Source organism: Streptomyces sp. NPDC000075 (assembly GCF_040301925.1).
In the GTDB taxonomy this organism is placed as follows: domain Bacteria; phylum Actinomycetota; class Actinomycetes; order Streptomycetales; family Streptomycetaceae; genus Streptomyces; species Streptomyces polychromogenes.
Genome location: NZ_JBEPFL010000018.1, coordinates 134,796 through 161,234, shown reverse-complemented (window position 1 = coordinate 161,234; position 26,439 = coordinate 134,796). Strand labels below are relative to the sequence as shown.

27 protein-coding genes are annotated in these 26,439 nt (G+C 72.0%); 15 read left to right on the top strand and 12 right to left on the bottom strand.

Features of this window, described 5'->3' with window-relative positions; all coding sequences use genetic code 11:
- Nucleotides 1-11 precede the first annotated feature (11 nt).
- The gene (locus ABT403_RS21945; protein WP_344156772.1) at nt 12-809 is read left to right on the top strand and encodes a S16 family serine protease; all 798 of its coding nucleotides are present in this window, start codon (nt 12-14) and stop codon (nt 807-809) included.
- Here the strand turns inward: ABT403_RS21945 and ABT403_RS21940 are convergent.
- The 4 genes from ABT403_RS21940 to ABT403_RS21925 form a co-directional block, all read right to left on the bottom strand.
- Nucleotides 739-2,040 (bottom strand): MFS transporter, encoded by a 1,302-nt coding sequence (locus ABT403_RS21940; protein ID WP_344156769.1) that lies wholly within the window; start codon nt 2,038-2,040, stop codon nt 739-741. The two genes, ABT403_RS21945 and ABT403_RS21940, sit on opposite strands and share 71 nt — an antisense overlap.
- A complete protein-coding gene (locus ABT403_RS21935; RefSeq protein WP_344156766.1) occupies nt 2,037-2,255 on the bottom strand; it encodes a hypothetical protein in 219 nt (72 codons plus the stop codon). Before ABT403_RS21935 ends, ABT403_RS21940 begins: the two co-directional genes overlap by 4 nt.
- Nucleotides 2,256-2,324: 69 nt before the next feature.
- Nucleotides 2,325-2,996, bottom strand: a complete 672-nt coding sequence (locus ABT403_RS21930; RefSeq protein ID WP_344156763.1) for an ArsR/SmtB family transcription factor — start codon at nt 2,994-2,996, stop codon at nt 2,325-2,327.
- 104 nt (nt 2,997-3,100) lie between these two features.
- A complete protein-coding gene (locus ABT403_RS21925; protein WP_344156760.1) occupies nt 3,101-3,571 on the bottom strand; it encodes an Lrp/AsnC family transcriptional regulator in 471 nt (156 codons plus the stop codon).
- 129 nt (nt 3,572-3,700) lie between these two features.
- Here ABT403_RS21925 and hppD point away from each other — a divergent pair, with 129 nt between their 5' ends.
- Complete coding sequence (gene hppD / locus ABT403_RS21920) at nt 3,701-4,846, top strand: 4-hydroxyphenylpyruvate dioxygenase (protein WP_344156757.1); 1,146 nt, start codon at nt 3,701-3,703, stop codon at nt 4,844-4,846.
- Nucleotides 4,847-4,905: 59 nt separating this feature from the next.
- Here hppD and ABT403_RS21915 read toward each other — a convergent pair whose 3' ends face one another.
- Nucleotides 4,906-6,444: a tetratricopeptide repeat protein gene (locus ABT403_RS21915; RefSeq protein WP_344156754.1), complete on the bottom strand. Its 1,539-nt coding sequence runs from the start codon at nt 6,442-6,444 to the stop codon at nt 4,906-4,908.
- A gap of 96 nt (nt 6,445-6,540) precedes the next feature.
- Between ABT403_RS21915 and ABT403_RS21910 the strand changes: the two genes are divergently transcribed.
- Nucleotides 6,541-7,932 carry an FAD-binding oxidoreductase gene (locus tag ABT403_RS21910; protein ID WP_344156751.1) on the top strand — a complete coding sequence of 464 codons (1,392 nt, stop codon included), beginning with the start codon at nt 6,541-6,543 and terminating at the stop codon, nt 7,930-7,932.
- A gap of 23 nt (nt 7,933-7,955) precedes the next feature.
- Here ABT403_RS21910 and ABT403_RS21905 read toward each other — a convergent pair whose 3' ends face one another.
- Entirely contained in the window at nt 7,956-8,438 is a 483-nt protein-coding gene (locus tag ABT403_RS21905) for an SsgA family sporulation/cell division regulator (protein ID WP_344156748.1), read from the bottom strand.
- Nucleotides 8,439-8,739: 301 nt separating this feature from the next.
- On the opposite strand from ABT403_RS21905, the gene ABT403_RS21900 reads away from it, so the two are divergent.
- A complete protein-coding gene (locus tag ABT403_RS21900; RefSeq protein ID WP_344156746.1) occupies nt 8,740-10,617 on the top strand; it encodes an RDD family protein in 1,878 nt (625 codons plus the stop codon).
- A gap of 81 nt (nt 10,618-10,698) precedes the next feature.
- On the top strand, nt 10,699-11,427 hold the full coding sequence (locus ABT403_RS21895) for an RDD family protein (protein WP_344156743.1): 729 nt from the start codon (nt 10,699-10,701) through the stop codon (nt 11,425-11,427).
- Nucleotides 11,428-11,504: 77 nt separating this feature from the next.
- On the opposite strand, the gene ABT403_RS21890 is transcribed toward ABT403_RS21895, so the two are convergent.
- Nucleotides 11,505-11,810, bottom strand: coding sequence for a hypothetical protein (locus tag ABT403_RS21890; protein WP_344156740.1), 306 nt, complete (start codon nt 11,808-11,810; stop codon nt 11,505-11,507).
- 474 nt (nt 11,811-12,284) lie between these two features.
- Between ABT403_RS21890 and ABT403_RS21885 the strand changes: the two genes are divergently transcribed.
- Together ABT403_RS21885 and ABT403_RS21880 are read left to right on the top strand one after the other, a co-directional pair.
- On the top strand, nt 12,285-14,639 hold the full coding sequence (locus tag ABT403_RS21885) for an immune inhibitor A domain-containing protein (protein ID WP_344156861.1): 2,355 nt from the start codon (nt 12,285-12,287) through the stop codon (nt 14,637-14,639).
- 112 nt (nt 14,640-14,751) lie between these two features.
- A complete protein-coding gene (locus ABT403_RS21880) occupies nt 14,752-15,054 on the top strand; it encodes a hypothetical protein (protein ID WP_344156737.1) in 303 nt (100 codons plus the stop codon).
- Nucleotides 15,055-15,085: 31 nt separating this feature from the next.
- Here the strand turns inward: ABT403_RS21880 and ABT403_RS21875 are convergent, their stop codons facing one another.
- Nucleotides 15,086-15,691 (bottom strand): isochorismatase family protein, encoded by a 606-nt coding sequence (locus ABT403_RS21875; RefSeq protein WP_344156734.1) that lies wholly within the window; start codon nt 15,689-15,691, stop codon nt 15,086-15,088.
- A 131-nt stretch (nt 15,692-15,822) separates the two neighbouring features.
- Entirely contained in the window at nt 15,823-17,151 is a 1,329-nt protein-coding gene (locus tag ABT403_RS21870; protein ID WP_344156732.1) for a nicotinate phosphoribosyltransferase, read from the bottom strand.
- A 102-nt stretch (nt 17,152-17,253) separates the two neighbouring features.
- On the opposite strand from ABT403_RS21870, the gene clpS reads away from it, so the two are divergent.
- From clpS to ABT403_RS21835, 7 genes are all read left to right on the top strand, one after another.
- Nucleotides 17,254-17,568: an ATP-dependent Clp protease adapter ClpS gene (gene clpS / locus ABT403_RS21865; protein WP_045948367.1), complete on the top strand. Its 315-nt coding sequence runs from the start codon at nt 17,254-17,256 to the stop codon at nt 17,566-17,568.
- Nucleotides 17,568-18,167, top strand: a complete 600-nt coding sequence (locus tag ABT403_RS21860) for a DUF2017 domain-containing protein (RefSeq protein WP_344156729.1) — start codon at nt 17,568-17,570, stop codon at nt 18,165-18,167. Before clpS ends, ABT403_RS21860 begins: the two co-directional genes overlap by 1 nt.
- A gap of 337 nt (nt 18,168-18,504) precedes the next feature.
- Entirely contained in the window at nt 18,505-19,956 is a 1,452-nt protein-coding gene (locus tag ABT403_RS21855) for an amino acid permease (RefSeq protein ID WP_344156727.1), read from the top strand.
- 81 nt (nt 19,957-20,037) lie between these two features.
- Nucleotides 20,038-20,460, top strand: a complete 423-nt coding sequence (locus ABT403_RS21850) for a M67 family metallopeptidase (RefSeq protein ID WP_344156725.1) — start codon at nt 20,038-20,040, stop codon at nt 20,458-20,460.
- Between the two features lie 77 nt (nt 20,461-20,537).
- Complete coding sequence (locus tag ABT403_RS21845; RefSeq protein ID WP_311736929.1) at nt 20,538-20,645, top strand: putative leader peptide; 108 nt, start codon at nt 20,538-20,540, stop codon at nt 20,643-20,645.
- Between the two features lie 84 nt (nt 20,646-20,729).
- Nucleotides 20,730-21,008 (top strand): MoaD/ThiS family protein, encoded by a 279-nt coding sequence (locus ABT403_RS21840; RefSeq protein ID WP_344156721.1) that lies wholly within the window; start codon nt 20,730-20,732, stop codon nt 21,006-21,008.
- Complete coding sequence (locus ABT403_RS21835) at nt 21,008-21,958, top strand: PLP-dependent cysteine synthase family protein (protein ID WP_344156719.1); 951 nt, start codon at nt 21,008-21,010, stop codon at nt 21,956-21,958. The genes ABT403_RS21840 and ABT403_RS21835 overlap by 1 nt, the downstream gene beginning before the upstream one ends.
- 153 nt (nt 21,959-22,111) lie before the next feature.
- Here the strand turns inward: ABT403_RS21835 and ABT403_RS21830 are convergent, their stop codons facing one another.
- On the bottom strand, nt 22,112-22,534 hold the full coding sequence (locus ABT403_RS21830; protein ID WP_344156716.1) for a hypothetical protein: 423 nt from the start codon (nt 22,532-22,534) through the stop codon (nt 22,112-22,114).
- 206 nt (nt 22,535-22,740) lie between these two features.
- On the opposite strand from ABT403_RS21830, the gene ABT403_RS21825 reads away from it, so the two are divergent.
- Entirely contained in the window at nt 22,741-23,493 is a 753-nt protein-coding gene (locus tag ABT403_RS21825) for an MBL fold metallo-hydrolase (RefSeq protein WP_344156713.1), read from the top strand.
- Nucleotides 23,494-23,603: 110 nt separating this feature from the next.
- Here ABT403_RS21825 and ABT403_RS21820 read toward each other — a convergent pair whose 3' ends face one another.
- Nucleotides 23,604-24,860, bottom strand: a complete 1,257-nt coding sequence (locus ABT403_RS21820; RefSeq protein ID WP_344156710.1) for a PTS transporter subunit EIIC — start codon at nt 24,858-24,860, stop codon at nt 23,604-23,606.
- A 263-nt stretch (nt 24,861-25,123) separates the two neighbouring features.
- Complete coding sequence (locus ABT403_RS21815) at nt 25,124-26,425, bottom strand: PTS transporter subunit EIIC (protein ID WP_344156707.1); 1,302 nt, start codon at nt 26,423-26,425, stop codon at nt 25,124-25,126.
- Between the last annotated feature and the right edge of the window lie 14 nt (nt 26,426-26,439).

The window sequence follows — 26,439 nt, the reverse complement described above, 5'->3', positions numbered from 1 at the left end:
AGATTGACCGGGTGCTCTCTCGCCTCACACGTCTGCCGCGTCCCACCGCCCTGGCCGTCTGCGCCGCGCCCGTCCTCGCGCTGCTCGCCGTCGCGGCCCTCGCACCGCTGCCCTTCGTGGTGGCCGTCCCGGGGCCCACGGCCGACGTGCTCGGCTCCGACCAGGGCAAGCCGGTGATCACCGTCACCGGCGCCCCGGTCCGGGACACCAAGGGCCAGCTGCGGATGACCACCATCCGGGCCACCGGCCCCTCCTCGACGATGCGGCTGCACGAGCTCGTGGACCACTGGTTCAGGAGCGACGAGGCGGTCATGCCCAGGGAAGTGGTCTACCCCTCGGGCGGAAGCGACAAGGAGATCGAGGAGCACAACCTGGAGGAGATGAACCAGTCGCAGTCGGCCGCCGAGGCCGCCGCGCTCGGCTTCCTCCACAAGGACCCCAAGTCAGTCAAGGTCGACCTCAACCTCGCCGACGTCGGCGGCCCCAGCGCCGGCCTGCTCTTCACCCTCGGCATCGTCGACAAGATCGACGGCGACGGCAGCGGCGGCGACCTCACGGGCGGGCGCACCATCGCCGGCACGGGGACCATCAGCGCCGACGGGACGGTCGGCGCGGTCGGCGGGGTCGGGCTCAAGACGCAGGCCGCGCGGCGGGACGGGGCGACCGTATTCCTCGTGCCGAAGGCCGAGTGCTCCGACGCGAAGGCCGAGCTGCCCGAGGGGCTTCAGTTGGTCCCCGTCACTTCGCTGACGGATGCGGTGAACGCGCTGCGGGGGCTGAACCGGGGTGCGGACGTGCCGTCCTGCTGACGGGGGCCGCGGGCTTCTCGTCCAGGCCGCGCCAGGCCGGGAAGAGCAGCGGGGCCAGGGTGGTCAGGAGGTAGGCGCCGCCGAAGGCGAGCAGGGCCCGGCGGACGCCGAAGCCGTCGACCAGGAGGCCCGCCGCGAGGCCGCCCACCGGCATGACCAGCTCGCAGCCCGCCGTGGTCACGCCGGAGACCCGGCTGCGCAGCTCCTCGGGCACCCGTTCGTAGATCGCCGTCGTCAGGATCGGGTTCAGCATGCCCGCGCCCAGGCCGGCCAGGGCCATCGTCACGGCGAGGGGGAGCGGGGTGTGGGTCACGGCGGCGACCACGTAGCGGGTGGCGCCGGAGATCAGGAAGGCGCCCGCGAACACCGCCCGGCGCGGGAAGCGGTCGCCCCACGCCCCGTAGAGGAGGGCGCCGAGCAGGGCGAAGCCGCCGAAGAGGGAGATCATCAGGCCGAGGGCGGTGGCCCCGCCGAGGTCCTCGCGGCCGTGGACCGGCAGGAGGACGGAGGACCAGCCCTGGTCCAGGCCGTTGGTCGTCATCACCATGACGGTGATCCCCAGCAGCAGCCGTGAGCGGGTCAGGAACCGCCAGCCTTCGGCGAGTTCGGCGCGGTAGGCGGCGAACGAGGGCTTCCCAGCGGCGCGTTGGGGTTCAGCGGCGGGCAGGCCGCGCACGAAGGCGGAGACCAGCAGTGCCGACGCGGCGAAGGTGGCGGCGTCCATCAGCAGGACCGTCTCCGCGCCGAGGACCGCGATCAGCAGGCCCGCCACGGCGGCCCCGATCATCCGGGCCCCGCGCGACACGGCGTCGTAGAGGCTCGCGGCCCGGGCGACCGTGGTGCCCGCGTGCTCGGCGAGGCTCGGCAGCAGCACGGAGCGGGCGGTCAGGCCCGGGGTGTGCACGAGGCCGCCGAGGGCCATGAGCGCGCACAGCATCCAGAACTCCAGCAGTCCCGCGTAGTGCAGCAGCGGGATCGCGCCGACCGAGACGGCGCAGACGAGGTCGGAGGCGGCGGAGACCCGGCGGCGGCCGATCCGGTCGATGACCGGGCCGCCGGCCAGGGCCGCGACGACGATGGGCAGGGTGGCGCAGAAGGCGACGACCCCGGCCCGTCCGGCGCTGCCCGTGGTCTGGAGCACGAACCACGGGACGCCGATCAGGGTCAGTGAACTCCCCGCGATGGAGATGGTGTTGGCGGCCAGGACGGCTGCGAACGGGCGCCGGCTCATACGGCGTGCCGCTGGATACGGGCATGGAGGTGCTCGGGGCGCATCAGGCGGATCCCGGCGGCGACGAGGGCCTCGCCGAGCCGGTTGCGCAGGGCGGCGTGCACGGCGGGCGCGGCGGCGGGGGCGGTGTCACGGGCGAGGCGCCAGGTGGCGGCTTCGGCGGCGAGTTCGGCGGTGCGGGCGGCGTGGATCCGGGTGTGCGTGAAGGCGTGCATGGCAGGACTCCTTCGGAGCGGGTGGGGAAGGGCGGGGAAGGGGTGGGGAAGCGGCGGTGCGGCGCGGGGCTACGCGTGGCCGCGGCGCGGGAAGGCGTGGGTGTGGAAGCGGACCGTTTCCGTGTCCTCGGCCTGCGGCAGGTCGCGGTAGCCGTTCACCAGGTCGTGCATCTTGTGGATCAGCTCGGTGGCCTGAGCGGGCGTCAGGCGGAGGGTGAAGTCGCTCATGTCCGTCGAGGACCGCCATTCCCGCGGCCAGTTGTGGGAGTCGCCGAGCCAGGTGTTGAGCTCCTGGGTGTGGATGGTGGCGATCTCGTGCAGGAAGGCGTCGGCGGCGCCGCGCGTCTGAGGGTCGCTCTCGTCGTACATCAGCGTCTCGTCGAAGGCCGTGCCCTGGTGGATCGCCTGCCACCAGCGCTCGCGGCCCTTGCCGTGCCCGGGCGCGTCCTCGACGAAGCCGTGGGCGGCGAGCTGGCGCAGGTGGTAACTGGTGGCGCCGCTGGACTCGCCGAGCTGCTCCGCGAGCTGGGACGCGGTGGCCGGTCCCTCGTGCCGCAGGGCGGCCAGCATGCGCATGCGCAGGGGGTGGGCGAGGCCGCGCAGGGACCGGGCGTCCAGGGTGCGGACGGTGGGCTGCTTGGGCTCGGCCGACGGCTGCGACCGGGGCTGCGGCTGGGCCTGCGGCTGGGGTCGCGGCTGCGACTGGGCCGGTTCGGCGTTCTTCTCGGGCTTCTCGGGCATGGCTCAACCGTAAGCTTGCAAAGACTCCTATGCAAGGGTTTTTTTGCAAGCTTTTCTTTGGATGTCACCGGACCCCCGGACCCCCGTCGGCCAGCTGGCCGCGCTCAGTGGTCCCCGGCCGCCTGTTCCACCAGCGGGATGATCCGCAGCGGTACCGGGTTCTCCATGACGATCGCCGTCGAGGCCCGCACGATCCCCTCGAAGCCGACCACCCGGTCGATGACCCGCTGGAGGTCGGCGTTGGACCGCGCCACCAGCCGGCACAGCATGTCCCCGTGCCCGGTCGTCGTGTGCAGCTCCAGCACCTCCGGCACCCCGGCCAGGTGGGCCCGTACGTCCGCGCCCTGCCCCTGCTTGATCTCCAGCGTGGCGAAGGCCGTCACCGGGTAGCCCAGGGCCGTCGGGTCCACCTGCGGGCCGAAGCCGCGGATGACCCCGTTCGACTGGAGCCGGTCCAGGCGGGCCTGCACCGTGCCGCGCGCCACCCCGAGCCGGCGCGAGGCCTCCAGGACCCCGATCCGCGGCTCGCGCGCCAGCAGCACGATCAAGCGCCCGTCGAGCTCGTCGATAGCCATGGAAACCTTCCCTCGATCGGCTGGTCATACTGCACAGATCTCTCAGTCATCCTCGAACCTCACTGGGCAATATGTACAGCGGAAATGGAAACTATTGCGCAGCTTGTGGAACGGCGGGACGCTGCCCACATGACTGAGACCCTGGACACCACCCCGCAGACCGCGCGTGAGGCCGACCCCTTCCCGGTAAAGGGCATGGACGCGGTCGTCTTCGCCGTGGGCAACGCCAAGCAGGCCGCGCACTACTACTCCACCGCCTTCGGCATGAAGCTCGTCGCCTACTCCGGACCGGAGACCGGCAGCCGGGAGACCGCCAGTTACGTCCTGACCAACGGCTCCGCCCGCTTCGTCCTGACCTCGGTCATCAAGGCGACCACGGACCACGGCCGCTTCCTCGCCGAGCACGTCGCCGAGCACGGCGACGGCGTCGTCGACCTCGCCATCGAGGTCCCGGACGTGCGCGCCGCCTACGCGTACGCCGTCGAGCAGGGCGCGCGCGGCCTCGACGAGCCGTACGAGGTCAAGGACGAGCACGGCACGGTCGTGCTGGCGGCCATCGCCACCTACGGCCAGACCCGCCACACCCTCGTCGAGCGCGTGGACTACACCGGCCCCTACCTGCCGGGCTACGTGGAGCGCGAGCCGCTGGTCGCGGCGCCGGCCAAGCGCACCTTCCAGGCGATCGACCACTGCGTCGGCAACGTCGAGCTCGGCCGCATGAACGAGTGGGTCGCGTTCTACAACAAGGTCATGGGCTTCACGAACATGAAGGAGTTCGTGGGCGACGACATCGCGACCGAGTACTCGGCGCTGATGTCGAAGGTGGTCGCGGACGGCACCAAGAAGGTGAAGTTCCCGATCAACGAGCCGGCGATCGCGAAGAAGAAGTCGCAGATCGACGAGTACCTCGAGTTCTACAACGGCCCGGGCGTCCAGCACATCGCGCTCGCCTCGAACGACATCGTCTCGACCGTGCGCACGATGCGCGCGGCGGGCGTGGAGTTCCTGTCGGTGCCGGATACGTACTACGACACGCTGGGCGAGTGGGTCGGCGACACGCGCGTGCCGATCGACGAGCTGCGCGAGCTGAAGATCCTCGCGGACCGCGACGAGGACGGCTACCTGCTGCAGATCTTCACCAAGCCGGTGCAGGACCGGCCGACGGTGTTCTTCGAGATCATCGAGCGCCACGGGTCGATGGGCTTCGGCAAGGGCAACTTCAAGGCGCTCTTCGAGGCGATCGAGCGCGAGCAGGCCATCCGCGGCAACCTGTAGTTCCCCGGAGGTGCCCCCGGCCACCGCCGGGGGCACCCGGGCTCAGCCGGCCGACGGGCTCAGCCGGCCGACGGGCTCGGCCTGGGTTTCGGCGGGGCCGGAGCGGGCGCCGGCTTCGCGGGCTGCGCCGCCGGCTTCGGCTTCGGGCGGGGCTTCGGCATCTCCGGAGCCACCCACGGCGTGCGCGGCTGCATGTTCTCCGGCCCCCCGGGCGCCGGCTGCCCGACCGAGGCCAGGGCCTCCTTGGCCAGCGGGCCGCGGAGCGGCGAGAAGACCGGGTTCGTCCGCTCGACCTCCTGAAGGTGCCGCCGCGCGGCCGCCTCGTCCCCGACCCCCTGCTCGATCACCGCCCGGTGGTAGGCGAACTCCGCGCTCCGCAGCCCCGGTTCCGTCGCCTTCTTCGCGTACTCCAGCGCCGCCGCGTCCTCCCCGGTCCGGTGCAGTGCCCACCCCAGCGCGTCGGCGACCTGCACGCTCTTGTGCCGCTCCCACTCCGCCGACAGGCGGCGCACCGCCACCGCCGGATCGCCGTGGTCCGCCTCGAACAGGCCCAGCACCACCTCCTGGTCGACCCCGTCCGCCGCACTCCGCGCCGCCAGCACCGGCACCGCCTCGTACTGCGCCCGCGCCTCCTGCGGCCGCCCCAGCGAGTCCAGCAGCTCGCCCAGCTCCAGCGCCAGCCTCGGCACCGGCGTGCGCCCCAGCGCCAGCCGGTAGTCGCGCACCGCCTCCCCGCCGCGCCCCAGCGCCGCCAGCGCCCGGGCCCGGCCCCCCAGGGCCTCCGCCTGCGCCGGGTCCGTGCGCTGCGCGGCCTCGTACTGGCGCAGCGCCTCGGCCGGGTCGCCCCGCTCCCAGGCCAGCTCCCCGAGCCGGAACAGCACGTACGCCTTCTCCGCCGGGGACTTCGCCGAACCCCCCGCCGCCTCCAGCGCCACCACCGCGTCCTCGCGCCAGCCCCGGTCGCGGTAGACCTGGGCGGCCCTCAGGTCCCCGGCCAGGCCCGGCCGCAGTTCCTGGAGCTGCTCCAGCGCCCGCTGCGCGCCCTTGTAGTCGCCCAGGCCCGTGTACGCGTCCACGAGGACCGGGTACGCCGTCCAGCGCCTCGGCGCCTGCGCCCGTACCAGCTCGCCCCACTTGCGGGCCGTCACGAAGTCCCCCCGGGCACCGGCCAGCGCGCCCATGCCCGTCATCGCGTCGAGGTTGCCCTTCTCCGCGGGCCGGACCTCCAGTGACCGCTTCAGGGCCCGCTCCGCCTTCGGGAACCAGCCGGAATCGGCCGTCCGCCGGGCCTGTTCCAGGTACGCCGAGCCCAGCACCGCCCACGAAGCGTCGTCGTCGGGGTGCCCGGCGAGCCACTTCTCCCGGTCCGCCACCAGCGCCGTCAGGTCCACCGCCGCCGCCGGGGCGCCCATGCCCACCGCCGCCGCGGCCCGCTCGCTCGGCCCCGGCGGGCGGGCGTCGTCGCCCGCGCGGGCGGGGCGGATCAGCAGGGTCGCGGCGATCAGCACCACCGTCACCGCGGCCGCCACCACCGTCTTGCGGCCGGTGAAGGTCACGGGCGGCGCGGGCTGCGGGGATTGCTCGTCGAAACCGTCCATGCGCTCACTGTGCGTCAATATGAAGAGGCCGCCCGGGTGTCCGAAGCCCGCCGCAGCCGTGTTCACACCGATGGCCCCGGCTGCCACTCTGACCCCATGGACGACGACCACGCCTCCCCGCCCCCGGGTCTCCTCGCACGGCTGCGCGAGGGCCTGCCGCCCGAGGCGGTCCTCACCGACCCGCAGGTGACCGCCGCGTACGCCTCCGACATGGCCGGCTTCTGCCCCGCGGGCACCCCGGCGGCCGTCGTCCTGCCCCGGACCGTGGAACAGGTGCGGCACGTGATGCGCACCGCCACCGCCCTACGCGTCCCCGTGGTCCCCCAGGGCGCCCGCACGGGCCTCTCCGGGGCCGCCAACGCCTCCGACGGCTGCATCGTGCTCTCTCTGGTGAAGATGGACCGGATCCTGGAGGTCTCCACCGTCGACCGGACCGCCGTCGTCGAGCCGGGCGTGGTCAACGCGGTCCTCTCCCGGGCCGTCGCCGAACAGGGCCTGTACTACCCGCCCGACCCCTCCAGCTGGGAGCAGTGCACCATCGGCGGCAACATCGGCACCGCCTCGGGCGGGCTGTGCTGCGTCAAGTACGGGGTCACCGCCGAGTACGTGCTCGGACTGGACGTGGTGCTGGCCGACGGACGGCTGCTGCGCACCGGGCGGCGGACCGCCAAGGGGGTCGCCGGATACGACCTGACCCGGCTCTTCGTGGGCTCCGAGGGCACCCTGGGCGTGGTCGTGGGGGCCGTCCTCGCGCTGCGGCCGGCGCCGCCGCGCCAGCTGGCCCTCGCCGCCGAGTTCCCGTCCGTCGCCGCCGCCTGCGCCGCCGTGTGCGCCGTCATGGAGGCGGGTCTGACGCCCTCGCTGCTGGAGCTGATGGACCGGACGACCGTCCGCGCCGTCAACGCCCTCGGCAGGATGGATCTGCCCGAGAGCACGGAGGCGCTGCTGCTGGCCGCCTTCGACACCCCGGACGCGCCCGCCGAACTCGCGGCCGTGGGCGAACTGTGCGCGGCCGCCGGGGCGAGCGCCGTCGTCCCCGCCGAGGACGAGGCGGAGTCGCACCTGCTGCTCCAGGCCCGGCGGATGTCCCTGACCGCCCTGGAGACCCTGCGGCCCGCGACGATGATCGACGACGTGTGCGTGCCCCGGTCGCGGCTCGCCGACATGCTGGAGGGCACGGCCGCCATCGCGCGGAAGTACGACCTGCTCATCGGCGTCTGCGCGCACGCCGGCGACGGCAACACCCACCCGGTCGTCTGCTTCGACCCCGCGGACGAGGACGAGACGCGGCGCGCCCGCGAGTCCTTCGACGCCATCATGGCCCTCGGGCTGTCCCTGGGCGGGACCATCACCGGGGAGCACGGGGTCGGGGTGCTCAAGAAGGAGTGGCTGGCCCGCGAACTCGGGCCGGTCGGACTGGAGTTGCAGCGGGCCGTCAAGCAGGCCTTCGACCCGCTCGGCCTGCTGAACCCCGGCAAGCTGTTCTGAGGCGCGGTCCTCGCCGCGGGTCCTCACAGGTCACCGTCCGCGGACTCGTCCGAGGGCCACGGGTCGCGCAGCCACAGCTCGTCGGCCGGGGTCGGGGTGAGCAGCTCGGCCAGCGCCTCGTCCAGGCGGAGCCGCTCCGTCTCGGACCCGGGCGGGACCACGCGCAGCGTGCGCTCCAGCCAGGCCGACACGGCGCCGGCCGGGGCCTCCAGGAGGGCGTCGCCGTCGGGGGAGCTGAGGGCCATGCACAGGACCGACTCGCTGTCGATCTTCGTGGGCCAGATCCGGACGTCCCCGTGGCCGCAGGGACGGAACACGCCCTCGACGAGCAGCTCGCGGGCGAAGGTCCAGTTGACGGGGGCGCTGGTGCCCGTGTGGAAGGTGATGTGCACGGCGTAGGGGTCGTCGGTGAGGTAGAGCAGCTTCGCGGGGACGCGGATGCTGCGCTCGGGGGACAGGATCAGCTGGAGTTCGAGATCGCGCTCGATGACGGGGTGGTGGTGCACGGCGGCCTCACTTCGGTCGGTCGTCCTCGGACGTGGGACGCGGACCGCCCCACGTCCGGAGAGAGCGCCGATGTGCCCGGGTATGACGCGACTTCCGGCACCGATTTCGAGCTTGGCCGAAATCTGTCGGATGACCGAAATCAATGCGTTGGGGCGGAGGTGGGGGCGGGGGTGGGGTGAGGTTCGCTCAAAGGCTTGGAATCTGCCGTTACCGGACCTGGCGGGAGGGGGTTCTTGGCTATGGTCCTCCCCTTGGGTCCTCCCCTGCACAAGCCTTGAGCCACGATCGGAGTTGGGGACATTGACGGCCTCCCCTGGTGACGGCGAGCACGCGGCCCGCGAGGGCTTCTACCCCGATCCGTCCATCCCCGGGTACGTCCGGTACTGGAACGGCGCCGCCTGGGTCCCCGGTACGAGCCGTCCCGCCCCCGCCCGGGTGGAGGAGACGGGGCCGGTCTTCCTCGACGACACCTCCGCGACGGAAGCCCTCCCGGACCCCGGCCCCGGCCCCCGTCCGGCGGTACGGGACCACGCGGCCGCGACGGCCTGGCGGGGCGAGCCCGCGCGCGGGGGACGGGGCGGCGACCCGGCGGCCGGGCCCTGGGGCGCGGCCCCCTCGGAAGCACCCGCGCCCGACGGAGGGCGGGAGGCGCCCGCGCACGGGGGCTGGCAGGCGGATCCCGCGCACCAGGCAGGGTTCGGCGGGCCCCGCGACGTCCGGGTCTCCTGGGGCGGCCCGGACGTCGGGGAGCCCGAGGACGCCCGGCCCGGCGGGATCTCCCTGGCCCGGCCGGCGGCCGCCGCACCCGCCGCGCGGCGGCTGCCCGCGCAGGCCGGCGCCGAGAGCGTGGGCATCCTCTCGGCCCGCCCGCCGGCCTGGCCCGAGGCCCCGGGCACGGGCGTCTCGGGCCTCACGTCCAGCTGGCCGGAGGCCACGGCCCCGGCGGGGGCCCCGGGGACGGCCGCGGGGAGTCCCGCACCGGCGGGCGACCCGGGCCGGGCCGCCGGTTCCGCCCCGGCGTGGCCCGCCGACCCGGCCCCGGCGTGGGCGCGAACACCGGCGAACACCTCCGCCCCGCAGGCCCCCGCCCGGGGGTGGTCCGGGGACCCGGGGCCGGAGGAGGACTCCGCCGGCGCGTGGTCCGGCGCCCCGGCGGCGGCCGTCCCGGGCGCGCGGGCGGGGAGTCCCGCCCGGGAGTGGTCCGAGCTCGGCGCCCCGGAGGCCGGGGGGAGTTCCGCCCGGGAGTGGTCCGCCGCCCAGGACGTCGCGGCTGCCGGCCGGGGCGTGCGGTCCCGCCCGGAGGAGGGCTCCGCGGCGGCCCGGGCCGGCGCCCGGCACCCCGGGCCGGGGCGGGACTCCGTACAAGGGCGGGCCGGGACGCCGGAGGGCGCGGCGCCGACCGACGGCCCACGGGCCCCGGCCCCCGGGCCGGAGCGCGGGGCCGTCCGGGGAGTGCGCCCCGAGCCGGAGAGGGGCTCCCTGGCGGCGTGGTCGGCGGCCCGGGCGGCCGCCCCGGCCGACCCCGGCCGGGCTCCCGAGGCCGCCGAGGCCGGCCACGGCGGGCCCGCCGCCGCGGCGCGGGCCGGCGTCCGCGCGGCCGCCGGGCCCGCCGGGCCCGCCGCGCACGCCCCGTCCTCGGCCCCCGCCGCGCCGCCCGAGGCGGCCGTACGGGAGGACTCCCGGGCCGTCTTCGAACGGATGGCGGAGCGGGCCGTACGGCCCGCCGGGCTCGTGCGCCGGGGGCTGGCCAGGCTCCTGGACTCGCTCGTCCTCGCCGGGGTGGCCGCCGCCGTCGCGGTGCCCCTCGTACCGGAGGTGACGGCCCACCTCCAGGCCAAGGTCGACGCCGCCCGGGCCAGCGGACGCACCACCACCGTGTGGCTGCTCGACGCCACCACCGCCGGCCGGCTGGGCCTCGTCCTGGGCGCCGTCCTGCTGTTCGGGGTGTTCTACGAGGCCCTGCCCACCGCCCGTTGGGGCCGCACCCCGGGCAAGAAGCTGTGCGGGGTACGGGTCCTGGCCACCGCCACCCTGCGCCCGCCCGGCTTCGGCGCGGCCCTGCTGCGCTGGCTCGTGTTCGCGTCCCTGGGGCTGCCCGGGACCCTGTGGTCCCTGGCGGACCGCCCGCGCCGGCGCGGGCTGCACGACCGGGCCGCCCGGACGTACGCGGCCCGCTGACGGCACTACGGCCCCAGGCCCCGTCCCCCGGACGGACCCCGTGGCGTTGCGGGGTGCGGGGGGACGGGTTCGACTCGGGCCATGAGCACCGACCAGCCGCCGCCGGGTCAGCCGCCCGAGGACGACCCGTTCCTCAAGAAGCCGCAGGAACCGACGCCTCCGGCGGGCGGTTCGCCGTACGGTTCGCCGCCGCCGCCCGGCGGTGCGGGTGGGGGCGGGGGCTATCCGCCGCCCCCGCCGCCGCCCCCGTACGGCGGCGGCCCCGGCGACCCGTACGGCGGTGGCGGCCCCGGCGGCCACGGCTACGGCATGCCGGACCCGCTCGCCGGCATGCCGCCGCTGGCGGACACGGGCAAACGGCTCCTCGCGCGACTCATCGACGTGCTGGTCCTGGCCATCCCGATCTGGGCGATCTGGGTGGTGTTCCTGCTCAGCGTCCCGTCCAGCACGGACCGGACCGATGACACGACCGACGCCTCCTTCCCCGGATGGGTCAGCGGCGTCTTCTGGCTGTGGGTGTTGGTCGCCGCCGTCGCCGGCATCGCTTATGACTGGTTCTTCGTCCAGAAGGGCGGCCAGACCCTCGGCAAGAAGCTGATGCGCCTGCGCGTGGCCATGCTCAACGACGGCAGTGTGCCCTCGTCGGGTGCTTCCCTCAGCAGGGCGGCCACCCTCTGGGTGCCGTTCCTGATTCCGTGCTGCTGCGGCCTGTGGTGGATCGCCGTGGGCATCTCGATCCTCATCGACCAGCCCTACCGGCAGGGCTGGCACGACAAGGCCGGCAAAACCGTGGTGGTCACGGTGACCTGACGCGCAGGGCGCACGTGCGCGGGCGGCCGGTTCCCCAGGGAGGGGACCGGCCGCCCGCGTACGCGCGCCGGGGCGGCTCAGTGGTGAACGGGGTGCTCCGCGGGGGCCGTTCGCGGCTCCGGCACCCGGACCTCCTCGCCCGGCGCGGCCGCCGGCGCCGCGGCCCCGCCGCGCCGGACCGCTCCGCGCGCGGCGGCGTGGCGGCCGCGCCGGCGGGGGAGCGGGACGGTCAGGGCGACCAGCAGCCCGAGGGCGAGGGCGGCGGCGGAGATGACGGCTACCCCGATCCCCGTGCTCGTCTGCGAGAGCAGCAGCATGGCGATCGTCGACACGATGACGGTGGCGGAGCCGTAGGCGAGCTGTGCGGCAGTCGGACGCGGCATGACGTGTTCCGTCCTCGGAGGCGGGAGGTGCAGGTGCGTCGGCTCGGAGTCGGCTCGACCGTCTCGCGCGTCAAGTGACCCATACGACGGGATGCCCGAGGAGGGCCAGAAGTAAGCGTGACCTTACCCACGATGCCGGAGCACGGGGGGCGCACGGGGTCACAAACCGGGTCGCAACCGGACGACCGTCGGCCGGCGGTGTGTCCCTTCGCCCGGAAGGCCCCGATGACTCCAAACGTCCGAATAACGGAACTGGCAGACCGCATAGTGCAGTTGTAAGGAAGAAGTCAAGGTCTGTCTTTTCTTTAGACTCTCCGGTCAAATGTCGTCACTTGAGACGCGCGCCGCGCGGGACCCCCCACTCCTATGGAGACGTTCCGACCAACGCCCGCGGCCGCGGGAGGGGAACGACATCAAGTGACCGGCAACTCCGCAAGGCGTCGCGCGCTGCGCGCCGCCGTAGTCGGCGTGACCATGGCGGCAACCGCCGCCTCGGGCGCCTTCTTCGCCACGGCTCAGGCCGACACCACCTGGGGCGGCGTGCCCGCCTCGGACAAGCAGGACCCGACCGCTCCTGCCCAGGAGAAGGTCAAGCACGACCTCGAAACCCCGTTCAGCAAGCAGCAGGCGCAGGAGCGCGAGGCTGCCCTTGACCAGGTGCTGGCGGGCAAGAAGCAGGTCGAGCAGCGCGGTGCCTCGAAGGTCGTCAAGCTCGACGACAAGAAGTACGTCGAGCTCGGCCGCGAGAAGACCGACAAGATCTTCACCATCCTCGTCGACTTCGGCGACCAGGTCGACAACACGACCATGTTCGACCCGGACGGCCCGACCGGCCCGAAGCCGCCGGAGCCCAAGTACGGCGGCACGCCCGGCCCGCTGCACAACCAGATCGCGCAGCCCGACCGCGCGAGCAACAACAGCACCGCCTGGCGCAAGGACTTCAGCCGCGACTACTTCCAGGACCTGTACTTCGGTACCGGCCCGGGCAAGAACTCCCTGAAGACGTACTACGAGAAGACCTCCTCGGGCCGCTACTCGGTCGACGGCCAGGTCGCCGACTGGGTCAAGATCCCGTGGAACGAGGCCCGTTACGGCTCGAACTACTGCGGCCAGACCAACTGCTCCAACGTGTGGGACGCCGTCCGCGACGGTGTGAACGCGTGGGTGGACGGCCAGAAGAAGGCCGGCAAGACCGACGCCGAGATCAAGGCCACGCTGGCGCAGTACGACCAGTGGGACCGCAACGACTTCGACGGCGACGGCAACTTCAACGAGCCCGACGGCTACATCGACCACTTCCAGATCGTCCACGCGGGCGAGGACGAGTCGGCCGGCGGCGGCGTGCAGGGCAAGAACGCGCTGTGGGCGCACCGCTGGTACGCGTACGGCACGGACGTCGGCAAGACCGGCCCGGCGGGCAACAAGGCCGGCGGTACCCAGATCGGTGACACCGGCATCTGGGTCGGCGACTACACGATGCAGCCGGAGAACGGCGGCCTCGGCGTCTTCGCGCACGAGTACGGCCACGACCTCGGTCTGCCGGACCTCTACGACACCTCCGGTGGCGGCGAGAACTCGGTCGGCTTCTGGTCCCTGATGTCGGCCGGCTCCTGGCTCGGCGAGGGCAAGGACTCCATAGGCGACCTCCCGGGCGACATGACGGCCTGGGACAAGCTCCAGCTGGGCTGGCTGAACTACGACACGGCCAAGGCCGCGACGAAGTCCACGCACAAGCTGGGCGTCTCGGAGTACAACACCAAGGACAAGCAGGCGCTGGTCGTCGAGCTGCCCAAGAAGCAGGTCAAGACCGACATCGTCGCTCCCGCCGAGGGTTCCTCGCAGTGGTGGAGCCAGATGGGTGACGACCTCAAGAACACCCTGACCCGCTCCGTCGACCTGACGGGCAAGAAGTCCGCGGCCCTCTCCCTCAAGGGCTGGTGGGACATCGAGCAGGACTACGACTTCCTCTACACCGAGGTGTCCACGGACGGCGGTGCCACCTGGCACGCGCTGGCCGGCACCGCCGACGGTGCGGCCCTCCCGGCCGACGCCTCCGGCGCCCCCTCGCTGACCGGCGTCTCCGGCGCCTGGAAGTCGCTGAACTTCCCGCTCGACGCCTACGCGGGCCAGAAGATCGACCTCCGCTTCCGCTACCAGACGGACGGCGGCGCGGGCGGCAAGGGCTTCACGGCCGACGCCATCACCCTGACCGCCGACGGTGCGGCCGTCTTCACCGACGGTGCCGAGAACGGCGACAACGGCTGGACCGGCAAGGGCTTCCAGCGGGTCGGCGCGGGCTTCACCAAGGAGTACCCGCAGTACTACATCGCCGAGAACCGCCGCTACGTCTCGTACGACCACACCCTCAAGGTGGGCCCGTACAACTTCGGCTGGGCCAACACCAAGCCGAACTGGGTCGAGCACTACCCGTACCAGGACGGTCTGCTGATCTGGCTGTGGGACAAGTCGCAGAAGGACAACAACACGAGCCAGCACCCCGGCTCGGGTCTGATCCTCCCGATCGACGCCAACGCCAAGCCGATGAAGTGGGCCGACGGCACGCTGCTCCGCAACAAGATCCAGCCGTACGACGCCCCGTTCAGCGCCTACTCGACGGACGCGTTCACCCTGCACAACAAGGGTGAGTCGCTCTTCGTGAAGCCGAAGCCGGCCAACCTGGTCTTCGACGACCACAAGGGCAAGTACTACTACGACGAGAACCCGACCGGTTCGGTGAAGGTCGCTGACACCAACACCAAGATCAAGATCGCGAAGGAGACCTACGACGGCCTCCAGATGACGATCGAGGTCGGCCCCTCCGGTAAGTAGTCCGGTAAAGCCGCAGGTCAAAGCATGATCGGCCGTCGCCCTCTAGCGGGCGGCGGCCGATCGCGTTTAGATGCACGGACGACTGTTCTTATTGACGGGGGAGCTGAGGATCATGCCAGGTGGAGGTTTCGTCAGACTGCCGGGCGGCAGCGTCGTGGTCGCGCTGACGCTGCCGAGGCCGTCCGGCGAGGGCGGAGACGTCCGTGTGCTGGTGCACGCCGCGAACCGGGCCCGCGCCCTGACCAGGCTGCGGAACCTCGGTATGCGGGCGGTGTACCTGCGCGGCAACGCGCAGCCGCCGACCCCGGACGAGATCACGGCGGTCCTCCACCACCCGGACGGCCTCCTGTGGCGAGGAGCCCCGGACGGGGCGGCGGAGCTGTGGCACCCGATCCGGGCGCTGCTGGGCCGCTAGCGTCCGCGTCGCGCTGCGGGGCCCTGGGGGCTCAGGCGCCGGGGCGGCCGCCCACGGTGCCGACGAGGGTCACCCCGGCCGCCCGGAGGTCCTCCAGGGCCTTCTCGGTGGTGTGCGGGGCCACGGCGGCCGTCAGGTCCAGCAGGACGCGGGTGGTGAAGCCCTCGCGGGCGGCGTCGAGGGCGGTGGCGCGGACGCAGTGGTCGGTGGCGATGCCGACGACGTCCACCTCGGCCACGTTCCGCTCGCGCAGCCAGCCGGCCAGGCCGGAGCCGTTCTCGTCGGTGCCCTCGAAGCCGCTGTACGCGGCCTCGTAGGCGCCCTTGTCGAAGACGGCGGCCACCGCTCCCGAGGCGACGGCGGGGGCGAAGTTCGGGTGGAACCCGACGCCCTCGGTCCCGGCGACGCAGTGCGCGGGCCAGGAGTTCTCGTAGTCCGGCTCCGCCGGGGGCAGGGCGAAGTGCGGGCCGGGGTCGATGTGGTGGTCCCGCGTCGCCACGACGTGCCGGTAGCCGGCGGTGGCGTTCCCGATCAGCTCGGTGATCGCGGCGGCGACGTCGGCGCCGCCGGTGACCGCGAGGCTGCCGCCTTCGCAGAAGTCGTTCTGTACGTCGACGACGATCAGTGCGCGGTGCATGTCACGTGCCCCTCGGGTCGGTGTGGATGGTCGTGCGGTGCGGTGGGGCGGGCCCTGGGGGCTCTTCCCCCACCCCGCCCCTTCCCGAAACGGGGAGCCCGGGAAGGGGCGGGCGGGGCCGTGCGCGGCGGCTACGCGTACTCCGTGGGGAGGACGGGTTCGCCCCGGGAGAGCTGCGTCGCCGAGAGGGGCAGGCCCGCCCGGGCCCGCTGGTGCCGGGCGCGCGCCGCGTCCAGCGGCTCACGGGCCACCACCTCGCCCGCCTTGACGAGCTGCACCGACAGCTGCCGGTCCGCCAGGGCCGTCGGGACCGGCCCGGTCCCGACCACCTCGGCCTCCGCGACGCCCTCGGCGTCCAGCCGCCGCGCCGCCCACTTGCGCCCGCCGATCGACGTCTTCCCGCCGGAGGACTTCTTCGCGACCGGTACCAGCGGAGCCTTCGGGTCCGCCGACTCCGCCCGTGCGACCAGCTTGTAGACCATCGAGCACGTCGGGTGCCCGCTGCCGGTCACCAGCTGGGTGCCCACCCCGTACGCGTCGACCGGCGCGGCCGCCAGCGAGGCGATGGCGTACTCGTCCAGGTCGGAGGTGACCACGATCCGCGTGTCCGTCGCGCCCAGCTCGTCCAGCTGCTGGCGCACGCGGTGCGCGACGAGCAGCAGGTCGCCGGAGTCGATCCGGACCGCGCCCAGGCCGGTCCCGGCGACCTCCACCGCCGTGCGGACGGCCTCGGCGACGTCGTAGGTGTCCACCAGGAGGGTGGTTCCGGAGCCCAGCGAGGCCACCTGCGCGGTGAACGCGTCGCGCTCGGTGTCGTGGAGCAGGGTGAAGGCGTGCGCGCTGGTGCCGACCGTCGGGATCCCGTACCGGAACCCGGCCGCCAGGTCGGAGGTGGAGGTGAAGCCGCCCACGTACGCGGCCCGCGAGGCCGCGACGGCCGCGAGCTCGTGCGTCCGGCGCGCGCCCATCTCGATCAGGGGCCGGTCGCCGGCGGCCGAGGCCATCCGGGAGGCGGCGGCGGCGATCGCCGAGTCGTGGTTGAGGATCGACAGGATGACCGTCTCCAGCAGCACGCACTCGGCGAAGCTGCCCTCGACGCGCAGGACGGGCGATCCGGGGAAGTAGACCTCCCCCTCCGGGTAGCCCCAGATGTCACCCGAGAAGCGGTACGAGGCCAGCCAGTCCAGCGTCCGCATGTCGACGACCGCCCGCTCGCGCAGGAACTCCAGCACCGCTCCGTCGAAACGGAAGTTCTCCACCGCGTCCAGGACGCGCCCGGTGCCCGCCAGCACGCCGTAGCGCCGCCCCTCGGGCAGCCGCCGGGTGAAGACCTCGAAGACGGAGCGCCGGTCGGCCGTGCCGTTGGCCAGGGCGGCCTGCAGCATCGTCAGCTCGTAATGGTCCGTGAAGAGCGCTGTCGACGGCACGTCCACCGGCAGGCCCAGGTCCGCAGGGTTCATGTCACGGATGCTAGCGCACATTTCGTCAAACTGACGAGATGTACTGCGGGGCGGACCTCGGGAGGGGACCCGTTTGTGCGACGGGCCACTCGCAGTGGCAGCATGGGACGAGTGAGTGTTGCTCCGATTGAGATCGAACGGACCGAATCGGCAGAGGAGACCTTCGCGGTCCCGGAACCGGACGTCCCCTGGGTGACCCTGGTCCACAACGACCCGGTCAACCTCATGAGCTACGTGACGTACGTGTTCCAGGCGTACTTCGGCTACCCCAAGGACAAGGCGACCAGGCTGATGCTCGACGTCCACAACAAGGGACGGGCGGTCGTCTCCAGCGGCACCCGCGAGGAGATGGAGCGCGACGTGCAGGCCATGCACGGCTACGGGCTCTGGGCGACCCTCTCGCAGGACCGCAACTGATGGGCGGCGTGTTCGAGCCCCTGAAGGGCGGCGGGGCCGCCGTCGCGCTGGACGAGATCGAGATCTCCATCCTGCGCTCGCTCGCGGTGCAGCTGCTGGAGCTGATCGGCCCGGGCGAGCCGGAGCCGGCCGCGGACGCCGACCCGCTGGCCGTGCTGTTCGCCGCCGAGGGCCCCACCGAGCCCCCGTCCGACCCGGCGCTGGCCCGGCTGTTCCCCGACGCCTACGGGGGCCCCGGCGCGGGGCCCGGCGAGGACCCGGAGGAGCTGCGGGCGCGCTCGTCGGAGTTCCGCCGCTTCACCGAGAACGACCTGCGCACCCGCAAGCGGGAGGACGCCCTCGCCGTCGTGCGCAGCCTCGACGCGCTCACCCCGGCGGGCGACGGCGCGGCCGTGCTGGAGCTGGGCGGGGAGCTGTCGCTGCACTGGCTCGGCGCCCTCAACGACCTCCGGCTGACCATCGCGGCCCGGCTGGAGATCACCGACGACGAGCAGAGCGCGGAGCTGTACCGGCTGCCGGACGACGACCCGCGCAAGCCGATGGTGATGGCGTACCTGTGGCTGGGCGGACTCCAGGAGACCCTCGTCGAAACCCTCTGAGGCGCCTGCGGATGCTCTGAGGATCCTCAAGGGCGAACACCGTTCGCTCAGCGGACGCTCAAATCCGGATAACGATCAGATCACCGCCATGCGGTGATCTGATCTGTTTCTAGCCAGATGTCCCGATTTAACCGTGTGCCGCGTGGCATTTCGCCCCTTCCTCCACCCCTAAGCGCGTGATAAATCTTCACGACCGCCGCCGGGACGCCACCCCTGTCCCCCGGCCCGCTTGAACCGGCTGACCGCCGGGTGCAACTCCATCCGTATCCGGGGGGATCGAGGACCCGATCCGCAGCCGTCTCAGGCGCGGGTCGGCGTGGAGAAAGGCGCACCAAACATGACCTCTGTGCAGGTCGAGCAGCACGACAGGACGCCCGGCGAGGGCGTGCAGGGCGAGGGCGACGGCGAGGGTTACCACCGCGCGCTCGGCGCCCGCCAGATCCAGATGATCGCGATCGGCGGCGCCATCGGCACCGGCCTGTTCCTGGGCGCGGGCAAGGCGATCTCCAAGGCCGGGCCCAGCCTGATCCTGGCCTACGCCATCGTCGGCCTGGTCATCTTCTTCATCATGCGGGCCCTGGGCGAGCTGCTCATGTACCGCCCCGTCTCGGGCTCCTTCTCCGACTACGCCCGCGAGTTCCTCGGTCCGTTCTGGGGGTACGCCACCGGCTGGACCTATTGGCTGTTCTGGGTCGTCACCGGCATCACCGAGGTCACCGCCGCCGCGAAGTACATGTCGTACTGGACGCACGACAGCTTCCCGCAGTGGGCCTACGCGCTGATCTTCACGGTCATCCTCTACGCCGCCAACCTGATCTCCGTGAAGCTCTTCGGTGAGCTGGAGTTCTGGTTCTCCATGGTCAAGGTCACCGCCATCGTCGGCATGATCCTGATCTGCGCCGGCATCCTCACGGTCGGCTTCTCCGACGCCGCCGCCGGAGCCTCCGTCTCCAACCTGTGGAACGACCGCGGCTTCTTCCCCAACGGCATCGGCGAGACGCTGATGACCCTGCAGATCGTCGTGTTCGCCTTCCTCGCGGTCGAGCTGGTCGGCGTCACCGCCGGCGAGTCCAAGGACCCGGCGAAGACCCTGCCCAAGGCCATCAACACCGTGCCGTGGCGCATCGCCGTCTTCTACGTCGGCGCGCTCATCATGATCATGTCGGTCATCCCGTGGTCGAACTTCAAGGCCGGCGAGAGCCCCTTCGTCCTCGCCTTCGAGAAGATGGGCCTGGGCATCGGCGCCGCGATCGTCAACTTCGTCGTCCTGACCGCCGCCCTGTCCTCCTGCAACTCGGGCATGTACTCCACCGGCCGCATGCTGCGCGACCTCGCGCTCAACGGCCAGGGCCCGAAGTTCTTCACCAAGCTGACCAAGACGGGCACCCCGCTCGTCGGCACGACGTTCTCCGCCGGCCTGATGCTCGTCGGCGTCTGGATCAACTACGTCGCCCCCGGCAAGGCCTTCGACTACGTCGTCTCCTTCTCCACCATCTCCGGCATGTGGGCCTGGATCGTCATCCTCGTCTGCCAGATCCGCTACCGGGCCAAGGCCGACCGCGGCGAACTGCCCCAGTCCACCTTCCGGACCCCGGGCGCGCCGTACACCAGCTACTTCTCCCTGGCGTTCATCGCCATGGTCATCGTGATGATGGCCCTGGACGCGGACTCCCGCGTCTCGCTGTACTGCGCCCCGCTGTGGGGCCTGATCCTCGGCGTGTCCTACCTCGTCCTCAAGTCCCGCAACCCCAGCGGCGCCGCGTTCGAGAAGGCCTCCAGCTCCTCGTAGCCGAGCCGCGCTCGTCCAGGATATGGGCCCTCCCGTACCACGCCTCGGTACGGGAGGGCCCCTCTGCTTATCCTGTCGCTCATGCTGACCCTCACCCAGGCCCTGTACGACCAGATCGTGGAACACGCCCGCAAGGACCACCCCGACGAGGCGTGCGGCGTCGTGGCCGGCCCGGCGGGCACCGACCGCCCCGAGCGGTTCGTCCCGATGCTCAACGCGGCCCGCTCGCCCACGTTCTACGAGTTCGACTCGAAGGACCTGCTGAAGCTCTACCGCGAACTCGACGACCGGGACGAAGAGCCCGTGATCGTCTACCACTCGCACACCGCGACCGAGGCCTACCCCTCGCGCACGGACGTCACCTACGCCAACGAGCCCGGCGCCCACTACGTCCTGGTCTCCACGGCCGACACCGACGGCCTGGGCGAGTTCCAGTTCCGCTCGTACCGGATCGTCGACGGCGTGATCACGGAGGAAGAAGTGCAGGTCGTGGCGGCCTACTGACCACGATGTGAGCGGCCGGCGTCCACGATGCGGGATCACACTCCAAACGGGGGACCGGGAATCGTTAACATGACCGCATGGTTTCCCACGACGTGAGCATCGAGACGCCCGGCAGGCTGCTGCTCGTGGCGCGGCTGCACGTCGACCTGTGCCGCCTCGCCAGCGCCATCTGTCCTGCCGCCTGAGCACCACGGCCCCGCGCGCGGGCCGCACGAGAGCGCGCCCTCGTTCTTCTCTCCACCTCCTTCACGACACTGGAGCACGCTGCCATGGCCATCGAGGTCCGCATCCCCACCATCCTCCGCACCTACACCGACGGCGAGAAGGCCGTGAACGGTGAGGGCGCCACCCTCTCCGAGCTGTTCGCGGACCTGGAGACCCGGCACAAGGGCATCGAGGCGCGCATCGTCGAGGGCGGCCAGCTGCGCCGCTTCGTGAACGTCTACCTCAACGACGAGGACGTCCGCTTCATCGACGGCATCGCCACCGCCCTCAAGGACGGCGACAGCGTCACCATCCTCCCGGCCGTGGCCGGCGGCTCGAAGTAATGCGGTACGACTCCCCGCTCGCCGCGGTCGGCAACACCCCGCTGGTCCGCCTGCCGCGGCTGTCCCCCTCGGCGGACGTCCGGATCTGGGCCAAGCTGGAGGACCGCAACCCGACCGGCTCGATCAAGGACCGCCCGGCGCTCCACATGATCGAGCAGGCGGAGAAGGACGGCCGCCTGTTCCCCGGCTGCACCATCCTGGAGCCCACCTCCGGCAACACGGGCATCTCGCTCGCGATGGCCGCGAAGCTCAAGGGCTACCGGATCGTGTGCGTGATGCCGGAGAACACCTCGCAGGAGCGCCGCGACCTTCTCGCGATGTGGGGAGCCGAGATCATCTCGTCGCCGGCCGCGGGCGGTTCCAACACCGCGGTGCGAGTGGCGAAGGAACTGGGGGCGGAGCACCCCGACTGGGTGATGCTCTACCAGTACGGCAACCCGGACAACGCGGGCGCCCACTACGCCACGACCGGCCCGGAGATCCTGGCGGACCTCCCCTCGATCACCCACTTCGTGGCCGGCCTGGGCACGACGGGCACCCTGATGGGCGTCGGCCGCTACCTGCGCGAGCACGTCCCCGGGGTGAAGATCGTGGCGGCGGAGCCGCGCTACGACGACCTCGTCTACGGCCTGCGCAACCTCGACGAGGGCTTCGTCCCCGAGCTGTACGACGCGTCGGTCCTGACGACCCGCTACTCGGTGGGCTCGGCCGACGCGGTGACCCGCACCCGTGAACTCCTCCAGCAGGAGGGCATCTTCGCGGGCGTCTCGACGGGCGCCGCCCTGCACGCGGCGATCGGCGTGGGCCGCAAGGCGGCCGCCGCCGGGGAGTCCGCCGACATCGTGTTCGTCGTGGCCGACGGGGGCTGGAAGTACCTGTCGACGGGCGTGTACACGGCGGCGACGACGGAAGAGGCGATCGAGGTCCTCCAGGGCCAGCTCTGGGCGTAGCCCAAGCGCCGGCGGGGCTGTGCACAGCCCCGCCGGCGTTCGAGGCGAATCTCGTAGCCGCGCCGGCGCGTGAGGCGGGAACGGTGGAAGGGCGGGTAGGGGACCTGGCCCCGCGCAGCGGCGACCCGGCCAGGGCCCGCGGCCGGGCCTCCCTCATCCGGCACCGCCGCCCAGCCCCTTGGCCTCGTCCCACAGCACCGGGTCCAGCGTCCCGAGCATCCGCCGGAACTCCCACACCGAGATCTCCTCCGGCCGGTCGGCCTCCAGGAAGCCGCCGCGCCCCCGGACGCCCACCATGCCCGGCGGCAGCGGGATCACCCCCGGGCGCCGGTCGTCGTACTTGCCCACGATCCACGCCACCCGCGCCGACTCCCGCTGCGGCCGCGCCGACAGCACCAGGCACGGCCGCCCGTCCGCGAGGGACCACAGCTCACCCGGCCGTACCCGCGGCGGCGGGCCCAGCCCGTGCGGCGGCGACGGGGGCGCGCCCGCACGGCTCCTGGCGTGCCGGGGGAGCAGCACGACCACGATCACGGCGACCGCCGCCACCACGGCGTACCACCAGGACGTGTCCATAAACCGACCGTAGCCGCGTCGGCCACCCCGGGCGCGGCAACGACGCGGCAACGTCCGTACCCCTCGTCGCTCCCCTGGGTGACAGCACAGGTGATTCCCCCCACAACGGCCCGCCGCGGAGGAGCGACCGGAGGTTTCGCGCCTTACGCTCGACGCACGCACGGCCCGCACTCCGTCCACGGACCGTCCACGGAGGTTCACGCTCCATGAAGCTCACCGTCGTCGGCTGTTCGGGGTCCTTCCCGTCCGCGGATTCGGCTTGTTCGAGCTATCTCGTCGAGGCCGACGGCTTCCGGCTGCTCCTCGACATGGGCAACGGCTCCCTCGGCGCGCTCCAGCGCCACTGCGGCCTCTACGACCTCGACGCGATCTTCCTGAGCCATCTGCACGCCGACCACTGCATCGACATGTGCGCCTATTTCGTCGCCCGCTTCTACCGGCACGAGGGCGGCCGCTGCGGCCCCCTGCCCGTGTACGGGCCGGAGGGCACGGAGCAGCGGCTGAGCACGGCCTACGACGACGTCCCCGACGAGCGGTCCATGAGCGAGGTCTTCGACTTCCGGACCCTGAAGCCGGGCAGCTTCGAGATCGGCCCGTTCACCGTCCGCACCGAGCGGGTCAGCCACCCCGTCGAGTCGTACGGGATCCGCGTCGAGCACGGCGGGCGGGTGCTCGCGTACTCCGGGGACACCGGGGTCTGCCCGGAGCTGGGGATGCTGGCCGAGGACGCGGACCTGTTCCTGTGCGAGGCCTCCTTCACGCACGGCAAGGAGGACATCCCGGACCTCCACCTCAACGGCCGCGAGGCCGGGGAGTACGCGCGCGGCGGCCGGGTCGGACGGCTCGTGCTGACGCACATCCCGCCGTGGACGGACGCCGCGCAGAACCTGGCCGACGCCCGCGCGGTCTACGACGGCCGCGTCGACCTCGCCCACGCGGGCGCCGTCTACGAGGTCTGAGCCGCCCGCCGCACGCGCCGGCACCACGACGGAGCCCCCGCCCTCCCTTCCGGGAGAGCGGGGGCTCCGTCGCGTAGTTGCCGCCTACGAAATCGCGGGGACCACCGGGCTTACTTGGCCTCGGCCTTCGCCAGCTCGGCGAGCTCCTCGTCGGACTCGCGGCCCGGCGTCGGGAGATTCCACTTGGTGATCGCGAAGCGGAAGATCACGTAGTAGAGCGCCGCGAAGCAGAGGCCGACCAGCGCCAGGCCGGCCGGGTTCGTGGCCTTGCCGAGGTTCAGCAGGTAGTCGATGGCGCCGGCGGAGAAGCCGAAGCCGTCCTTCATGCCGAGCGCCCAGGTCAGGGCCATGGAGACACCGGTCAGGACCGCGTGGACGGCGTAGAGCACCGGCGCGATGAACATGAAGGTGAACTCGATGGGCTCGGTCACGCCGGTGACGAACGAGGTCAGCGCGAGGGAGAACATCATGCCGCCGACGACCTTGCGGCGCTCGGGGCGGGCGCAGTGGACGATCGCGAGACACGCGGCCGGGAGGGCGAACATCATGATCGGGAAGAAGCCGGTCATGAACTGTCCGGCGCTCGGGTCGCCGGCGAGGAAGCGGGCGATGTCGCCGCTCTTGCCGTCGTACTCGCCCGCCTGGAACCACGGGAAGGAGTTGAGCAGGTGGTGCATGCCGACCGCGATCAGACCGCGGTTGGCGACGCCGAAGATGCCCGCGCCCACGGCGCCGGAGCCGACGAGCCACTCACCGAAGCCGTGCAGACCGGTGCCGAGGACCGGCCAGATGAGACCGAAGACGATGCCGATCAGCAGGCCGGCGAAGGCCGAGAGGATCGGGACGAGGCGACGGCCGCCGAAGAAGCCCGCCCACTCGGGCAGCTTGGTCCGGTAGAACTTCTGGTAGATCAGGGCGACGACGAGGCCCATCACGACGCCGCCGAGCACCTTGGCGTCGACCGGGGCCTCGACCATGGCGACCTTCCCGTCGACCACCTTGGCGATCTTCGGGAGGTTGGAGTCGGTGAACGTGGCGAGCACGTTCTTGAAGACCAGGTAGCCGGTGACGGCGGCCAGGGCCGTCGAGCCGTCCGACTTCTTCGCGTAGCCGATCGCGATGCCCACGGCGAACAGCAGCGCCATGTTGTCCAGGATCGCGCCGCCGCCCGCGGCCATGTAGCCGGCGATCTTGTTGATGAACTCCGGCATCGAGGCCGAGCCCAGCATGTCCTTGTCGCCGAGACGGACCAGCAGTGCGGCGGCCGGCAGCACCGCGACGGGGAGCATGAGGCTCCGGCCGATGCGCTGCATGACGGCCATCACGCCAGCGCCCTTCTTCTTCTCCGCAGCGGTCGCTGTGGACATGGGCTTCCTCCAGTGGGCAAGGCGCTGCCAGGGGACAGGGGAAAATGGGGTGGCGGCGTCCTCGGAAGAGACCACTGGCTGCTCGGCAGCTGCATGGTCTACACCATTAGGTGGTGTAGACCAGTTGTAGCACGGTCGGGGTTAGATAAGGAACCTTCGATTTTGTGTGGCCTAGGCCACAGGACGAAGGGCCTCCGGATCGCTGGATCCGAAGGCCCGGGCCTTGTGTCACAAGGCGGTTCGCGGCGAAACCGCCGCCTCCGCTACGCCTTGGTGTTCTCCGCCCGCATCGCCTCGATCTCCTCGTCCGACTCCCGCCCCGGCGTCGGGATGCCGAACGCCGTGATCGCGAAACGGAACACCACGTAATAGACCACCGCGAAACACAACCCGATCGGGATGATCAGCCACGGCTTGGTCGCCAGCCCCCAGTTGATGACGTAGTCGATCAGGCCGGCCGAGAAGCTGAAGCCGTCGTGCACCCCCAGCGCCCACGTCACCGCCATCGACACCCCCGTCAGCACCGCGTGCACCGCGTACAGCAGCGGCGCCACGAACAGGAACGAGTACTCCAGCGGCTCGGTGATGCCCGTGACGAACGAGGTCAGGCCCACCGACAGCATCAGCCCGCCCACCTCCTTGCGCCGCTGCGGCTTCGCGCAGTGCGTGATCGCCAGCGCCGCCGCCGGGAGCGCGAACATCATGATCGGGAAGAACCCGCTCAGGAACAGCCCCGCGTGCGGGTCCCCCGCCAGGAACATGTTGATGTCACCGTGCTTCACCTGACCCTCGGGCGTGGTGAACGAACCGAACTGGAACCACACCGGCACGTTCAGGAACTGGTGCAGACCGATCACCAGCAGCGCCCGGTTCGCCACACCGAAGATCCCCGCACCCCACGAACCCAGACCGATCAGCCAGTCCGAGAAGTGCTCCAGCCCGGCACCCACCGGCGGCCACACCCACAGGCACACCACGGCGAACGCGATCGCCACGAACGACATGATGATCGGCACCAGCCGGCGGCCGTTGAAGAAGCCCAGCCAGTCCACCAGCTTCACCCGGTGGTACCGCTGCCAGAACCAGGCCGTCAGCAGCCCCATCACGATGCCGCCGAACACCCCCGGATTCTGGTACGTGTACCCCGCGAAGGTGTCCGCCGAGGTCAGACAGCCCCCCGCGATGTCCCGCGTCCCCTCCGGACACTTCTTCGGAAAGGCGTGCAGCACCCCCCGGTAGACGAGGAACCCCGCCACCGCCGCCAGCGCCGTCGAGCCGTCCGCCTTCTTGGCCATCCCGATCGCCACACCCACGCAGAACAGCAGCGGCAGACCCAGATCGGCGTCGAGCAGCGCCCCGCCCGCCCCCGCCATCACCTTCGCCACCCGCGTCCAGTCCAGCCCGTCCTTGCCGAACACGTCCGGCTGCCCCAGCCGGTTGAGGATGCCGGCGGCCGGCAGCACGGCGATGGGGAGCTGGAGGCTGCGCCCCATCTTCTGCAACCCCTGGAAGAGGCCGTTCCACCACTGGTTCCGTGGCGCCGCCGCCGCGCTGCTCGCGCTCATCCGCGTCCTCCCTG

Coding starts and splice junctions, on each gene's coding strand:
- ABT403_RS21940 (WP_344156769.1), bottom strand. CDS start 2,040: ATGAGCCGGCGCCCGTTCGCAGCCGTCCTGGCCGCCAACACCATCTCC.
- ABT403_RS21935 (WP_344156766.1), bottom strand. CDS start 2,255: ATGCACGCCTTCACGCACACCCGGATCCACGCCGCCCGCACCGCCGAA.
- ABT403_RS21930 (WP_344156763.1), bottom strand. CDS start 2,996: ATGCCCGAGAAGCCCGAGAAGAACGCCGAACCGGCCCAGTCGCAGCCG.
- ABT403_RS21925 (WP_344156760.1), bottom strand. CDS start 3,571: ATGGCTATCGACGAGCTCGACGGGCGCTTGATCGTGCTGCTGGCGCGC.
- hppD (WP_344156757.1), top strand. CDS start 3,701: ATGACTGAGACCCTGGACACCACCCCGCAGACCGCGCGTGAGGCCGAC.
- ABT403_RS21915 (WP_344156754.1), bottom strand. CDS start 6,444: ATGGACGGTTTCGACGAGCAATCCCCGCAGCCCGCGCCGCCCGTGACC.
- ABT403_RS21910 (WP_344156751.1), top strand. CDS start 6,541: ATGGACGACGACCACGCCTCCCCGCCCCCGGGTCTCCTCGCACGGCTG.
- ABT403_RS21895 (WP_344156743.1), top strand. CDS start 10,699: ATGAGCACCGACCAGCCGCCGCCGGGTCAGCCGCCCGAGGACGACCCG.
- ABT403_RS21890 (WP_344156740.1), bottom strand. CDS start 11,810: ATGCCGCGTCCGACTGCCGCACAGCTCGCCTACGGCTCCGCCACCGTC.
- ABT403_RS21885 (WP_344156861.1), top strand. CDS start 12,285: ATGGCGGCAACCGCCGCCTCGGGCGCCTTCTTCGCCACGGCTCAGGCC.
- ABT403_RS21880 (WP_344156737.1), top strand. CDS start 14,752: ATGCCAGGTGGAGGTTTCGTCAGACTGCCGGGCGGCAGCGTCGTGGTC.
- ABT403_RS21875 (WP_344156734.1), bottom strand. CDS start 15,691: ATGCACCGCGCACTGATCGTCGTCGACGTACAGAACGACTTCTGCGAA.
- ABT403_RS21870 (WP_344156732.1), bottom strand. CDS start 17,151: ATGAACCCTGCGGACCTGGGCCTGCCGGTGGACGTGCCGTCGACAGCG.
- clpS (WP_045948367.1), top strand. CDS start 17,254: ATGGGACGAGTGAGTGTTGCTCCGATTGAGATCGAACGGACCGAATCG.
- ABT403_RS21860 (WP_344156729.1), top strand. CDS start 17,568: ATGGGCGGCGTGTTCGAGCCCCTGAAGGGCGGCGGGGCCGCCGTCGCG.
- ABT403_RS21855 (WP_344156727.1), top strand. CDS start 18,505: ATGACCTCTGTGCAGGTCGAGCAGCACGACAGGACGCCCGGCGAGGGC.
- ABT403_RS21850 (WP_344156725.1), top strand. CDS start 20,038: ATGCTGACCCTCACCCAGGCCCTGTACGACCAGATCGTGGAACACGCC.
- ABT403_RS21845 (WP_311736929.1), top strand. CDS start 20,538: ATGGTTTCCCACGACGTGAGCATCGAGACGCCCGGCAGGCTGCTGCTC.
- ABT403_RS21840 (WP_344156721.1), top strand. CDS start 20,730: ATGGCCATCGAGGTCCGCATCCCCACCATCCTCCGCACCTACACCGAC.
- ABT403_RS21835 (WP_344156719.1), top strand. CDS start 21,008: ATGCGGTACGACTCCCCGCTCGCCGCGGTCGGCAACACCCCGCTGGTC.
- ABT403_RS21830 (WP_344156716.1), bottom strand. CDS start 22,534: ATGGACACGTCCTGGTGGTACGCCGTGGTGGCGGCGGTCGCCGTGATC.
- ABT403_RS21825 (WP_344156713.1), top strand. CDS start 22,741: ATGAAGCTCACCGTCGTCGGCTGTTCGGGGTCCTTCCCGTCCGCGGAT.
- ABT403_RS21820 (WP_344156710.1), bottom strand. CDS start 24,860: ATGTCCACAGCGACCGCTGCGGAGAAGAAGAAGGGCGCTGGCGTGATG.
- ABT403_RS21815 (WP_344156707.1), bottom strand. CDS start 26,425: ATGAGCGCGAGCAGCGCGGCGGCGGCGCCACGGAACCAGTGGTGGAAC.